The following is a 12,279-nucleotide window of genomic DNA, read 5'->3' on the forward strand; positions in this document are numbered from 1 at the left end:
GCCGCGGCTCAGTTGCCGGCAAGGACGCGATTGCGCCCGGCCTGCTTGGCCGCATACAGGGCCTCGTCCGCCGCCTGGTAGGCGGACTGCAGGGTGGCGCCGCGCCCGACGCCGGCCACGCCAACGCTCGCGGTCACCTTGACCGCGCCGTCGCTCTCCAGCGCGGACTTGTCGGTGGCCTTGGCGCAGGCGCGCAGGGCGGCAATAGCCAGGCGGATGCGCTCGCCGCATTCCATGGCACGGCTGAGATCCGCGCCGGGCAGCACCGCCAGGAACTCCTCGCCGCCCATGCGCACACACAGGTCGGATTCGCGGGTGGTGCTGCGCAGGGTCTGCGCCACCAGGCGCAGGATGTCGTCGCCCACGCTGTGGCCGTATTCATCGTTGATCTGCTTGAAGTGATCGAGATCGATCGCCAGCACCGACATTGGGCGATCCTGGCGGCGGCAGTCGGCCAGCCACTGGGCGCCCTGTTTCTCGAAGGCGCGGCGGTTGCCGAGACCGGTCAGTTCATCGGTCTCCAGACTTTCGTTCAGGCGCTGGAAACGCAGGGCGTTGGCCAGTGCCGGGGCGGCCAGCCCCAGCAAAGCCTCGATCAACTGCTGTTCGTCGTCGCTGAAGCGGCGTCCGCGCATCAGGATCAGCGAGCCCATGGTCTCGTTGTTGAAGCTCATGCCGTACTCGATGCGATGGCGATCCTCGTCGCCGCCGGACCAGGTCTCGTCACTCTCCTGCAGGATGAAGAACCAGCCGCTGTGGTGGACCTGGGCGTGCAGGTGTTCCTGCAGGCGGGCGAGGACGGTCCCGAGCTCGAGGCTGGAGGACAGGGCCTGCACGAAGGCAAGGGCATCAAAGGGCGTCCCGGCATCGCCAGTCGTCTTGCCCTTGGCGGATACCAGTCGCAGGTTGTGGGCGTTCCCATCGCGGTTCATGGCCGTCTCGCTTGCATCGATCGTTGGATCGAGAGTAAAGCCAGATCCATGCCACTTATCGTATATTTAGTGAAAACAGAGACTTGTGTCACGGATAACGGAGCCCTTGACGGAAAATCGGCGATTTTTCGCCGCCCCCGGCAGGTCCTCACCGCTGCAGGCGGCAAGGGGTGGCAGGATTCTGACACCCTGCGCCGGGGCGGCGTTTCCCGAGGAACGGCCGGCCTACATGAGCCGGGCGCGCGCTTGCCCTACACTGCGCCGCATGATTCGAATACAAGATATCGAGCTGCGTCGCGGCCGCCAGATCCTGCTGCAGCACGCCAGCCTCACCGTGCATGCGGGCTGGCGCGTCGGCCTGACCGGCGCCAACGGGTCCGGAAAATCCAGCCTGCTGGCGGCTTTGCAGGGCGAATTGAGCCTGGATGCCGGCGAAATCGACCAGCCCGCGGAATGGGTGGTGGCGCACCTTCCACAGGAGGTCCCGGGGAGCGAGCGCTCGGCCGTGGACTACGTGCTGGATGGGGATACCGAACTGCGCGACCTGCAGCAGCGCCTGGAGCAGGTGTCCGATGGCGCCGAGCAGGCCCGCCTGTTTGGGGCGCTGGAGGCGATTGACGGCTGGACGGCCGATGCCCGTGCGCGCCGACTGCTGGCAGGCCTCGGATTCGCTGCGGCGGATGCGGATCGGCCCATGAGCGATTTCTCCGGCGGCTGGCGCATGCGCCTGGGCCTGGCGCGCACGCTGATGACGCGCTCGGATCTCTTGTTGCTGGACGAGCCCACCAACCACCTGGATGTCGAGACCATCCTGTGGCTGGAGGACTGGCTGGCGCGTTATCCGGGGACGGTGATCGTGATTGCGCATGACCGTCGGTTTCTTGATTCGGTCTGCACCCATATCGCGCACATCGAGCGCGGTGGTATCGCGCTATACGCCGGCAGCTACACCCACGCCGAGGCCAAGCGCGCCGAGGCCATGGCCCAGAGCGAGGCGTCGGCCGCAAAGGTGGCGGCCGAGCGCGCCCACCTGGAGGACTTTGTGCGCCGCTTCCGTGCCAAGGCGAGCAAGGCCCGCCAGGCCCAGAGCCGACTGAAACGTCTGGAGAAGCTCGACGAGGTTGCGGTGATCCGAGCGGCCCGGCCGATTCACCTGGAGATTCCGACCCCGGAGCGTCTGCCCGACCCCCTGCTGGCGCTGGATCATGCCGAGGTCCGATCCGGGGATCGTGTCCGCCTGCATCCGACGACTTTACGTCTGCGCCCCGAGGACCGGATCGGCGTGCTGGGCCCGAACGGTGCCGGGAAATCGACACTCTTGACGCTGCTGGCCGGCGAGCTGGCCCCGACCGCGGGCGAGCGCCGCGTGGAGCCGAACCTGAAGGTCGGCTATTTTGCCCAGCACCAGAGCGAGCAGCTGGACCTGAAGGCCTCGCCCCTGGTGCACCTGCAACGTCAGGACCCGCGCGCCGAGGAGCAGCGCCTGCGCAACTTTCTCGGTGGCATGGGTTTTCCCGGCGAGAAAGCGGACGCTCCGGTGGGTCAGTGTTCCGGCGGGGAGCGGGTGCGCCTGGTACTGGCGCTGCTGATCTGGCAGGCGCCCTCGTTACTGCTGCTGGATGAACCCACCAACCACCTGGATCTGGACATGCGCGAGGCGCTGGCCGAGGCGCTGGAGAACTATGCCGGTGGCCTGGTGGTGGTGGCGCATGACCGTGAACTGCTGGCTCGCGTCTGCGACCGTTTCTGGAAGGTGGAAGGCGGCCACCTGAGCGACTTCGAGGGGGACCTGGATGACTACGCCCGCGAGCTCAAGGCCCGCGAGCGGGAAAGTGTCGCCGCGAAAGACCCTGGAACGCCCGCCACGACGTCCCCGAGTGGTCCGGCACTGTCACAGAAGGAACGGCGGCAGCAGGCGGCGCAGGCGCGTGCCGCACTCAAGCCACTGAAAAAGAGTGCGGACCGAGCCGAGCAGGAATGTGTCCGTGTTCAGGAACGACTGGATGCGCTGGAGACCGAGCTGACCGATCCGGCGCTGTACGCCGATGAGGCGTCGGATCGTCTGGCCCAATTGACCCGCGAACAGGGCGATTTGCGCAGTCGGCTGGAGACGGCGGAGGCCGAGTGGATGGAGGCGCTGGAGGCGCTGGAATCCGCCCAGGGTGAGACTGCGGAGTGAGGCCCTCTTCAAAGACCAACCCTTGAACTCGGGTATTGCGGGGTCTATACGTAAGGGTGAATGCATTGGAGCGAGGAGTGATCCCCATGAATGCACAGGAACTGAATCGTCGCTGTGTCGAGCTCTTTCACAACCCGGATGCGAAACTGCATTGCTGGCACCCGCGCATGTTCTGGAAAACCAACATGCTGGAGAACCCGAAGCCGGAAGACCTGCAGGAACCCAAGGTCGACCTGCGCGAGCTGGAGGTCATGCTATCGGAGGCCGCGCACGAGCCTTCGCAGTGCGCCGACGAGCTGGAGCAGGAAGAGCCCGGTCGGGCTGCATTGATCCGGCACATGATGGAGCGTGGCGAGATGCCGCTGCTGCATCGGCCGCACTGATCGTTCCATCAAGGAGCGATGATCGATTATGGAGTGAGCCCCCAGCGGGGCTCGATCCCGTCATGTACTGGCGGGAGCATCGGCCCCCGGTAGCCTGTGCTGCCGGGGGCTTTTCCTTGCCGGTGAGCGGTTCGCTGGAGAGCGAGCGTTACTGGCGGATGAAATCCGAGAAGTAGAGGGCTGCGATCCGGGGGGCTCCGGTAATCTCCTCGAGCAACTCGTTCAGCTCCTCCGTGGCCTCGTTGCGCAGATCCTCGCGCGCGCCACCGCCGGTCAGGCTGTCCGGACTGCGCCCGCCAAGGATGCGGATCAGTCGGTCGCGCACTGCGGGAATGTGCTCGCGGATCGCGCGGGCGTCTTCCAGATCGTTGCCTTCCAGCTGGATGGAGGCCTGCAGGTAGCGTCCGCGGTCGGAGGACGCCATGTTCACCACCACCGGCTCCAGGGTCACGTAATGGCTGTCCAGGTCGTCCACGGCGAGCGCGAGGGGTGCGGTCAGCATCAGGACAATCCCCAGAAGAGCAAGGTGCAGGGAACGAAAGGGGCTGCGGATCATGGTGTGTGCTCCGGGGCGGGTTGCGTGCTGGAGGCGATCAGGTCGCCGCGTCGATGGGGCTCCTGATCAAAGTATGCCACCAGATGTTCATAGATTTCGGGCATGGCCTCGCGCAGGCGCGCTGGCTCGAAGAAAAAGGACTCTGTCGCGACGGCCAGGAACTCCTCCGGGGCGGTGGCCGCATAGGGGTCCAGCGGCAGCTCCGCTTCGTCGATCTCGCCGGACTCCACGGCCTCAACGAAAGCCTCGAAGGCCCGCGAGAAATCCTCCGTCCAGGCACCGGCCGACTGCCCGCGGCGTAGTGGCGGGAACCCGTTCACCTCGCCGTTGCCGGCGTCCAGTACGTGGGTCATCTCGTGCACGACCACAGCGCCGTCGCGCTCGACATCGTTCCACGACAGGATGACCGGGCCGCGTTCCCAGGCCTCGCCGGACTGGGGTATCGCCCCCTGGTGGACGACGCCAGCCTCGTCCACCCACTCGTGTTCGGGCACGAAGGTGTCGGGATACAGGATCAGCGTGCGCCAGTCGCGGTACGGTTCGAGGCCCAGTTCCAGCACCGGCAGCGCGGCGTAGGCAGCGATCACCTGGCACTGCCAGGGTTCCGGTTCCGCGGCGATGCCGATGAATTCCTTTTGCGCCAGGATCTGGCCGACCAGTTCGCGCAGCCGGGAGCGCTCTTCCGGTGTGAGGCGGGCGATGAAGGGGACCCGTCGACGCAGGGCCTCCCACTCGTCGTTGTCCAGTTGCACGGCCTCGGGTTCCAGGCCGGCAAAGGGCCCGAGGATGCGCCGGAACAGGCCGCGCAAGGGAAAATTCGGCGTCGAATCCATCCGTCAATCGTCGCACGTTTGGCTGGCATGCGTCCGCCTGCGGCAGGCGATTGCCACGGGGCGGCTAATGATTGCCGCTCCGCGGCCGTTATGCCCTGCAACCGGGAAAATTGACGGGGGCATCATGCAGATTGCCGATTATTCCATGCAGTTATCGAGCCAGCGTTTTGCGTTGGAGGCGACGCGGCGCGAGGCTCGCATGACCGTGGTCGAGGGAAGTGCGGTGCGTCCCCGACAGGTGCCGGAGCCGCCCGCGAATCCGGCCCCGGCAGCGCGTGCCTTGCAGAATTCCGCCCCCGGCGTGGCCGCACGCGCCCCGTTCGTGGGGGTAGCCCCGGCGGACAGCGAGTTGACCTCGGTGGACCAGCTGCGTACCGAGCTCCTGCGACTGATCCTGGAGCGCTTTACCGGGCGCGAGATCCGGGTGATCGATCCCGCCGACCTCAAGCCGGCCGACACCCCGCCGGAACCCCTCGAGCGACCCGTGGCGCGCCCCCCTCGTCCGGCGGCAGGGCTCAGTGTCGCCTGGTCCGTGGAGCAGACCCGGGTCGAGGTCGAGAGGACATCGTTCCAGGCTCAGGGGCGCGTGCACACGGCCGACGGCAAGACCATCGACCTGGATATTGCGCTGACCATGAGCCGCGAGTTCATCGAGCATAGCCGTCTGCAGGGTGGCATGGATGCGGAGCTGCACGATCCGCTGGTGATCAATTTCGACGCCCCGGCGGCCGCTCTTACGGACACCCGCTTCGAATTCGACCTGGACGCCGACGGTTCGCCGCAACAGGTGGCCTTTCTGCAACCCGGCAGTGGTTTTCTCGCGATCGACCGGTCTGGCAGCGGCCAGGTGGATGACGGCTCCGAGCTCTTTGGCCCGCTGACCGGTGATGGCTTCGCCGAACTGCGACGGTTCGATCATGACGGCAATGGCTGGATTGATGCGGCGGATCCGGTTTACGACCGCCTGCGCGTGTGGACCCGCGACGCCCAGGGCCGCGATCAGTTGCTGGCGCTGGGCGAGGTGGGCGTCGGGGCGATCTACCTCGGGCATGTCAGCACGCCTTTTGATCTCCGTCGCGGCGGCGACAACAGCCTTCTGGGGCAGGTGCAGTCGACCGGCGTCTGGGTGGGCGAGGATGGCCGCAGCGGCAGTGTGCAGCAGATCGACCTGAGCGCCTGACGGAACCCGCAGGGCCATTCCTGCGTCGAGGGGTACATAGCGGCTACCCTGTGCTTTCGTCCACTCCCCACGAGCGATCCGGCGCATGCGACTCGATACCCTGTTCCTTCGGCGGCGGTCGGCCCGGCCTTTTCTGCCGCGCTCCCCGCGAGCTGTGCCATTGCCGCGCTGGCTGGGTGGTCTGTTGCTGGTGGTGCTTGCCCTGGGGCTGGGAGGCTGCGGGGGCGAGCCCTCGCAGGCGGGTGACGAGCCGGCCGCCGAGGCCGCGACGCCGATCGCGGCGGTGGAGCTTCAGCCGCGGGATCTGTCGCGCGAGCTGATGGTGTCTGCGCGGGTCGAGCCGCGGGCGTGGGTACGCCTGGCGGCGCGCACCGATGGTGTGGTCGAGGCGGTGCATGTCGAGGAAGGCGATCGCGTGGAGCAGGGCGAGACCCTGGTCGAACTGGACGTGGCCGAGGAGCGCGCGGAGCTGGCGCGGGCCGAGGCGCATGTCGAGGAGGCCCGGCTCGAGTACGCGCGCAGTGCCGAGTTGCGTGACGAGGGGATTGCCAGCCGAGCCAGCTACGAACGGGCACGTGCCGCGTTGCGCTCGGCCGAGAGCGAGCGGTCGTTGTGGCAGGCTCGGGTCGATTACGGGACGCTCGCCGCCAGCCGTGACGGCGTGATCACCGAGCGCATGGTCGAGCCCGGCGAGGCGGTCGCCGCGCGCGATACGCTTCTGGAACTGGTCGATACCACTACGCTGGTCCTGCGCCCCGGGGTGTCCGAGCTGGACGTGCGCGATCTGGTGGTGGGCCAGGATGTGCCCATTCAGCTGGACGCGTTTCCGGATGCCGATTACGTCGCGAAGATCCGCCGCATCTTTCCGGCGGCCTCGCCGGACTCCCAGCAGGTGACGGTCGAAATCGCCCTACCGGCCGAGGCGGCCGACAACGGCGTGCGTCCCGGCAATCTCGGGCGCATCCGCATGACGGTCGACGAACGCCCGGATGTGCTGGCGGTCCCGGCCGCCGCCATCGGCGAGGACGGCGACCAACGCTATGTCTACGTGGTGGTGGACGAGCAGCTGGAGCGACGCACGGTCGAGACCGGCGTGACCCGAGGCCCATGGACCGAGATCACGGACGGCCTGGAGGAAGGCGAGATTGTGCTGGCCACCAACCCGATCGACATGCGCGAGGGCCAGCGCGTGCGCATCGTCGGCTGGCGGGGCTAGAAGATGGCCGCCGAGCCGGAGGACCGTCCGCGCGGGCGGGTGACCAGCTTCTCCATCCGCCGACCGGTGGCGATCATGGCGCTGGCCTCGGTGGTGATCGTGCTCGGCATGTTCTTTGTCGATCGTCTGCCGGTGGACCTGCTGCCGCACGTCGAGTATCCGCATATCCGCGTGACCGTGAACCATCCCGGCACCTCGCCGGAGGTGATGGAGGAACAGGTGACCCGCGTGCTGGAACGCAACCTCGCGGCCACCGAGAACCTCACCCGCATCTACAGCCGTGCCTCCGAGGGGCGTACCAACGTCAATCTGTTGTTCGAGTACGGCACCAACCTGGATCTGGCGTTGCAGGACGCAGCACGCCACCTGGAGCTGGCGCGCACCCAGCTGCCGGACGATTTCGAATCCCTGCGCCTGTACAAGTACGACCCCTCGCAGGACCCGATCTGGGAGGCGGGGTTTTCCTCCACCGTGCGCACCGAGACCGCGGTGCGCGACTGGGTGGAACACCAGCTGGCGCCGCAGTTGATCGCGATCCACGGCATCTCCTCGGTGGAGGCCTCCGGTGGGCAGGAGCGCGAGCTGGAGGTGATCCTCGACCAGGAGCGGGTGCGCGGCTATGGCCTTTCGCTGGCGGCGATCAGCGCGACGCTGGAGGACGAGAACCGCGAGGTGGCCGGGGGCTGGGTGACCTCCGATACCTTTGACGTGATGGCCAAGACCGAGGGGTTGTTTACCTCCGAGGCGGACGTGCGCAATGTGCTGATCCCGCTGCCGGGGCCGCAGTCCGCGCATGTGCGCCTCGGCGAGCTGGCCGAGGTGCGCGATGGCCACCGCGAGCAGCGCCTGTTCATCCGCCTGGACGGCACGCCGGCCGCGCGCGTGTCCGTGTTCAAGCTGCCGGACGCCAACACAGTCGAGTCGGTGGACTCGGTGCGCGCCACGCTCGAACGACTCGAGCGCTCGGGGTTCATCCCCGAGGACATCCAGTGGGAGGTCGTCAGCGACTCCGCGCCGTTCATTCGTGGCGCGGTCAGTTCGGTGGGTACCGCCGCGATCCTGGGCGGCGTGCTGGCGATGCTGGCGGTGTTCCTGTTTCTCGGCAGCCTGCGCAAGAGCTTCATTATCGGGTTGTCGATCCCGATCGCGTTGATGGCGACCTTCGCCATGATGGGCCTGGGCGGGCTCACCCTGAACATCATCAGCCTCGGCGGGCTTGCACTGGGGGTGGGGCTGTTGCTCGACAACGCCATCGTGATGCTGGAGAACATCGTCCGCCATCGCGACAAGCTCGGAAAGTCGCCGGAGCAGGCGGCCCATGACGGGGCCGGCGAGGTGGTCTCGGCGGTCATCGCGGGTACCCTGACCAATCTGGCCGCGGTGCTCCCGTTCCTGCTGATCACCGGGATCGGGGCGCTGATCTTCCGCGAGCTGATCCTGACGCTTTCGTTTGCGATCATCGCGACCCTGGCCGCGGCCATCACCCTGGTGCCGATGCTCGCGGCCCTGCTGACACGTATCCGCTGGGAGAGCGGGCTGGACCGGACCTGGCTGCTGCGCGGGTTCGATCGTGGTGTCCAGGGGTTGCGCCGGCGCTATCGACGCCTGTTGCCGAAGGTGCTGCGCCTGCGCTGGGCGGTGCTGGGGGCGGCCGTCGTGTTGCTGGCCGGTGCGGTGCAGGTCGGCGGGGAGCTTGGTAACGAGTTCCTGCCGCAGGTGGACGATGGTCAGGTCAGCGTGCGCATGGTCCTGCCGCCGGGAACCCCGCCGCACGAGACCGATGCCGCCGCACGCGATATCGAGGCCGCGCTGGAAGATCTGCCGCATGTGGAGAGCGTGTTCGCGATGGTCGGCGGGCACCTCGGTGGCGGCGTGGTCAACGAGCGCCCGGGCACCTCCAATATCACCGTCCAGTTGACCCCGGCCGGACAGCGCGAGATGAGCGCGGGACAGTGGGTGGCCGAGGCGCAGGAGGCAATGGATGCGCTGGAACTCCCCGGGGCACGGATTACCGTGCGACCGCCGAGTATCCAGGGGCTGCAGTTCAGTATCACCGGGGATGACCTCTCGATTGCGGTGGTCGGGGCGGATCTGACCGAGATGCGCGGCATTGCCCGCGAGATCGCCGGGCGCCTCGAAGGCATCCGGGGCCTGGAGGGCGTCGAGGTCGGGCGCGAGGACCAGAGCCCGATTCTGCGCGTCCATGTGGATCGCGAGCGGGCAGCTGCGCTGGGTTTGCAGGTGGGCCAGGTGGGGCAGGCGATCCGCGACGCGGTGGAGGGATCAGTGCCCACGCAGTACGTCCGTGACGATCGCGAGTACGACCTGCGCGTGCGCCTGCCGCGCGAGGATGTGCAGGATACGGCCACCCTGGGGCGGATGATCCTGTTCCGCGACAACGGGGATCCCGTGCGCCTGGCGGACGTGGCCGAGTTCGAGATCGGCGAGGGGCCCGCGCATATCGAGCGCGAGAACCAGAGCCGGGTGGTGCGCGTGAACGGCGACATCAACACCGAGGTGAACGATGTCGGCTCGGTGATGGCCGAGGTCGAGCAGCGCCTGGCCGAGGTGGATGTGCCCGAGCACTATAGCCTGCTGATCGGTGGCGAGTGGGAGACCATCCAGGAGACCCAGCGCGAGATGGCCACAGTGGTGGCGCTCGCGATCTTCCTGGTGCTGGTGGTGCTGGCGGTGCAGTACGAGCGCCTGGCGAATCCGCTGGTGATCGTGGCGGCCGCGCCGTTGTCGCTGATCGGGGTGGTCGCGATCCTGTGGGCGACCGGCACACCGGTCTCCGCCCCGGTGATGATCGGGGCGATCCTGTTGATCGGGGTGGTGGTGAACAACGCGATCCTGCTGGTGGAGTACATCGAGCAGGGCCGTCGACTCCGTGGCCTGAGCCCGGCGCGGGCGGTCGTGGAGGCCGGGGCATTGCGCCTGCGCCCGATCCTGATGACCACGCTGACGACGGTGCTGGGCATGTTGCCGCTGGCCATCGGCCTCGGCGAGGGGGCGGAGATCATGCGCCCGTTGGCGCTGACGGTGGTGGGTGGTCTGATCGCCGGGATGATTCTGACGCTACTGGTGGTGCCCTGCCTGTACCTGGTGGTGAACCGGGCCGCGGAGAGGGTGAAGCGGCGCCTGACCGGAGGCATGCGGGACACCGCTGCCCGCACAGCCTGAACAAAGGCCCGCTACCGAGTGGCTCGCGGGCCTTGTCTGGATGCTAGAAGCGGTAGCCGAGACCGACCATGAAGCGCGAGGCGTCGGGATCGAAGTGCAGGGTTTCGCCCTCGATGTGATAGCGCTCGCTTTCGAAGAGCGTGTACGAGTACTCGGCACGCATGAACAGGCGGTTGTCCATCTGGTATTCGACGCCTACACCGAGCCGGGCACCGTTGATACTGTCCTTGAAGCGAATGGATATGTCCTCTTCTGTATCGGTAAGGCGGTAGTCCAGGCGCGAGCGCTGGTAGCCGGCCAGGCCGTAGAACAGGACGTTGTCGTTTACCGTGGTGCCGAGCCGGCCGGTGATGCCGTAGCTGTACTTGCTATCCACCCCCAGTTCCTCCTCGTCAATGGTGACCGTCAGGTCGGCGTCCTCGTTCTGCGCATCCAGTTCCAAGCCCAGGTACAGGCCGTTGTCCAGGACGGTACCCCAGCCCGTCATGACACCCCCGGTGAAGCCGGAGGCGCTGAGCCCGGAGATGCGACCATCGCTGGTGGGGTCGCGGTAGTCGATGTCATAACCGACCCAGCCGAGCTGGCCGCCGATGTAGGAACCGTGGAACGGGCTTGCCTGAACTGCCCCGGCCGAGCCCAGGAGGATGCAGGCGCCGGTCACGGCGGTGGCGAGGCGATACGGGCTGGACATGGTGGTTTCCTTTGCGGTGTGGTTGCGGAAGTGAACGGGTGCCCCGTCCGGGCGCATTCTGGCACAGGCGGTCAGACAGGGCGCCGGTCCTTGTGTGCCAGAATGGGGCGGATCGAGCCGCCGGGCGCATGTGTCCCCCACGCATCCATTTATGGCATGGGTTCCTGCGATCCCGGGGCGGTTCACCCAGGGAGGCGCTGATCAGCGCCTCCCGCACGCACACAAGAAAGTAAAAAGAACAGGAGTCGAGCAATGCGCGGACAAGCGGGAATTCTGGCGGGACTATTGGTGGGGTTGCTCGGGTGGGGCGTGGCGAGCGCCGAACCGATGCATACGGTGGAGGAACTGAATCAGGCCCCGGCCGAGCTGGATGGGGAAGAGGTCCGGCTCGAAGGCATTGTGGGCCGGGTGAACGAGGACATCATGGGGCGCAATTTCATCCACTTCGTCGACGGTACCGGCAGCGAGGGTGACTACATCACCGTCACCTCCACCGAGTTGCCCGAGGTGGGCGACCGCGTCTTGGTGACCGGAACGCTGATCCTGGATCGCGACTTCGGGGCTGGTTACAGCTATCCGGTGATCCTCGAAGGTGCCAAGTTCACCGAGCAGTAGCCGCATGTCATGATTGCGCATGTCGGGGCACTCCGACATGCATCCAGGCCGCACAGGGTGGTGCGGCTTTCAGATATCCCAGGGAGGGGAGACGATGTCCATCAAGGGTCTGCTGTTTCGGTTTGTACTGCTTTATTGCGCGCTGTCGATCGCTGCCATGGTAGCGGGCGCCTATTTCGACCTGGATCAAGCCGGTACGGCGATCGGGATGGGCATTCTGGCGCTGGCGGTGGTGTGGCCCTGCGAGTCCTTCGGGCGCAGGAATGGGCGCTATCTGTCGCGCGCCGAGAAGTGGCGCGTGATCGCCGCCATGATCGCGGTGCTCCTCGGTACACAGATTCCGCTCACCCTGCTGGTGATGTGGGCCGAGGGGATTGCACTGGACGCCGTGATGCTCGGGATCGTGGGGGGCGTCGCGTTGTTGTATGCCGGGACCGTGGTGGCAATGGTTAACTTCACGGGCCGCAACCTGCGCAAGCGAGGCCTGGTCGCCGGGGAAAGCGCGGGGTAG

At 66.9% G+C, this 12,279-nt stretch carries 11 protein-coding genes; 7 read left to right on the forward strand and 4 right to left on the reverse strand.

What is annotated here, in order from left to right:
* Positions 1 to 8: 8 nt before the first annotated feature.
* Complete coding sequence (locus TVD_RS00970; protein ID WP_019563394.1) at positions 9 to 932, reverse strand: GGDEF domain-containing protein; 924 nt, start codon at positions 930 to 932, stop codon at positions 9 to 11.
* Between the two features lie 265 nt (positions 933 to 1,197).
* Between TVD_RS00970 and TVD_RS00975 the strand changes: the two genes are divergently transcribed.
* Both TVD_RS00975 and TVD_RS00980 read left to right on the forward strand, forming a co-directional pair.
* On the forward strand, positions 1,198 to 3,111 hold the full coding sequence (locus TVD_RS00975; protein WP_047250570.1) for an ABC-F family ATP-binding cassette domain-containing protein: 1,914 nt from the start codon (positions 1,198 to 1,200) through the stop codon (positions 3,109 to 3,111).
* 86 nt (positions 3,112 to 3,197) lie between these two features.
* Entirely contained in the window at positions 3,198 to 3,494 is a 297-nt protein-coding gene (locus tag TVD_RS00980) for a hypothetical protein (protein WP_018144712.1), read from the forward strand.
* A 148-nt stretch (positions 3,495 to 3,642) separates the two neighbouring features.
* Here the strand turns inward: TVD_RS00980 and TVD_RS00985 are convergent, their stop codons facing one another.
* Positions 3,643 to 4,050 (reverse strand): flagellar basal body-associated FliL family protein, encoded by a 408-nt coding sequence (locus TVD_RS00985; protein WP_018938289.1) that lies wholly within the window; start codon positions 4,048 to 4,050, stop codon positions 3,643 to 3,645.
* Entirely contained in the window at positions 4,047 to 4,883 is an 837-nt protein-coding gene (locus tag TVD_RS00990) for a M90 family metallopeptidase (protein ID WP_047250571.1), read from the reverse strand. The genes TVD_RS00985 and TVD_RS00990 overlap by 4 nt, the downstream gene beginning before the upstream one ends.
* Before the next feature lie 124 nt (positions 4,884 to 5,007).
* Here TVD_RS00990 and TVD_RS00995 point away from each other — a divergent pair, with 124 nt between their 5' ends.
* The 3 genes from TVD_RS00995 to TVD_RS01005 all read left to right on the forward strand — a co-directional run bounded on the left by TVD_RS00995 (position 5,008) and on the right by TVD_RS01005 (position 10,462).
* Positions 5,008 to 6,063 (forward strand): penta-EF hand family protein, encoded by a 1,056-nt coding sequence (locus TVD_RS00995; RefSeq protein ID WP_019563391.1) that lies wholly within the window; start codon positions 5,008 to 5,010, stop codon positions 6,061 to 6,063.
* A gap of 160 nt (positions 6,064 to 6,223) precedes the next feature.
* Complete coding sequence (locus TVD_RS01000) at positions 6,224 to 7,279, forward strand: efflux RND transporter periplasmic adaptor subunit (protein WP_047250572.1); 1,056 nt, start codon at positions 6,224 to 6,226, stop codon at positions 7,277 to 7,279.
* A 3-nt stretch (positions 7,280 to 7,282) separates the two neighbouring features.
* Positions 7,283 to 10,462 carry an efflux RND transporter permease subunit gene (locus tag TVD_RS01005; RefSeq protein WP_047250573.1) on the forward strand — a complete coding sequence of 1,060 codons (3,180 nt, stop codon included), beginning with the start codon at positions 7,283 to 7,285 and terminating at the stop codon, positions 10,460 to 10,462.
* Between the two features lie 43 nt (positions 10,463 to 10,505).
* Here TVD_RS01005 and TVD_RS01010 read toward each other — a convergent pair whose 3' ends face one another.
* On the reverse strand, positions 10,506 to 11,153 hold the full coding sequence (locus TVD_RS01010; RefSeq protein ID WP_047250574.1) for an outer membrane protein: 648 nt from the start codon (positions 11,151 to 11,153) through the stop codon (positions 10,506 to 10,508).
* Between the two features lie 252 nt (positions 11,154 to 11,405).
* On the opposite strand from TVD_RS01010, the gene TVD_RS01015 reads away from it, so the two are divergent.
* Together TVD_RS01015 and TVD_RS01020 are read left to right on the forward strand one after the other, a co-directional pair.
* Positions 11,406 to 11,768: a hypothetical protein gene (locus tag TVD_RS01015; protein WP_018938283.1), complete on the forward strand. Its 363-nt coding sequence runs from the start codon at positions 11,406 to 11,408 to the stop codon at positions 11,766 to 11,768.
* Between the two features lie 94 nt (positions 11,769 to 11,862).
* Positions 11,863 to 12,279, forward strand: a complete 417-nt coding sequence (locus TVD_RS01020) for an ABZJ_00895 family protein (RefSeq protein ID WP_047250575.1) — start codon at positions 11,863 to 11,865, stop codon at positions 12,277 to 12,279.

Source organism: Thioalkalivibrio versutus (genome assembly GCF_001020955.1).
In the GTDB taxonomy this organism is placed as follows: Bacteria; Pseudomonadota; Gammaproteobacteria; order Ectothiorhodospirales; family Ectothiorhodospiraceae; genus Thioalkalivibrio; species Thioalkalivibrio versutus.

Coding starts and splice junctions, on each gene's coding strand:
- TVD_RS01020 (WP_047250575.1), top strand. CDS start 11,863: ATGTCCATCAAGGGTCTGCTGTTTCGGTTTGTACTGCTTTATTGCGCG.
- TVD_RS01005 (WP_047250573.1), top strand. CDS start 7,283: ATGGCCGCCGAGCCGGAGGACCGTCCGCGCGGGCGGGTGACCAGCTTC.
- TVD_RS01010 (WP_047250574.1), bottom strand. CDS start 11,153: ATGTCCAGCCCGTATCGCCTCGCCACCGCCGTGACCGGCGCCTGCATC.
- TVD_RS00985 (WP_018938289.1), bottom strand. CDS start 4,050: ATGATCCGCAGCCCCTTTCGTTCCCTGCACCTTGCTCTTCTGGGGATT.
- TVD_RS00975 (WP_047250570.1), top strand. CDS start 1,198: ATGATTCGAATACAAGATATCGAGCTGCGTCGCGGCCGCCAGATCCTG.
- TVD_RS00995 (WP_019563391.1), top strand. CDS start 5,008: ATGCAGATTGCCGATTATTCCATGCAGTTATCGAGCCAGCGTTTTGCG.
- TVD_RS00970 (WP_019563394.1), bottom strand. CDS start 932: ATGAACCGCGATGGGAACGCCCACAACCTGCGACTGGTATCCGCCAAG.
- TVD_RS01015 (WP_018938283.1), top strand. CDS start 11,406: ATGCGCGGACAAGCGGGAATTCTGGCGGGACTATTGGTGGGGTTGCTC.
- TVD_RS00990 (WP_047250571.1), bottom strand. CDS start 4,883: ATGGATTCGACGCCGAATTTTCCCTTGCGCGGCCTGTTCCGGCGCATC.
- TVD_RS00980 (WP_018144712.1), top strand. CDS start 3,198: ATGAATGCACAGGAACTGAATCGTCGCTGTGTCGAGCTCTTTCACAAC.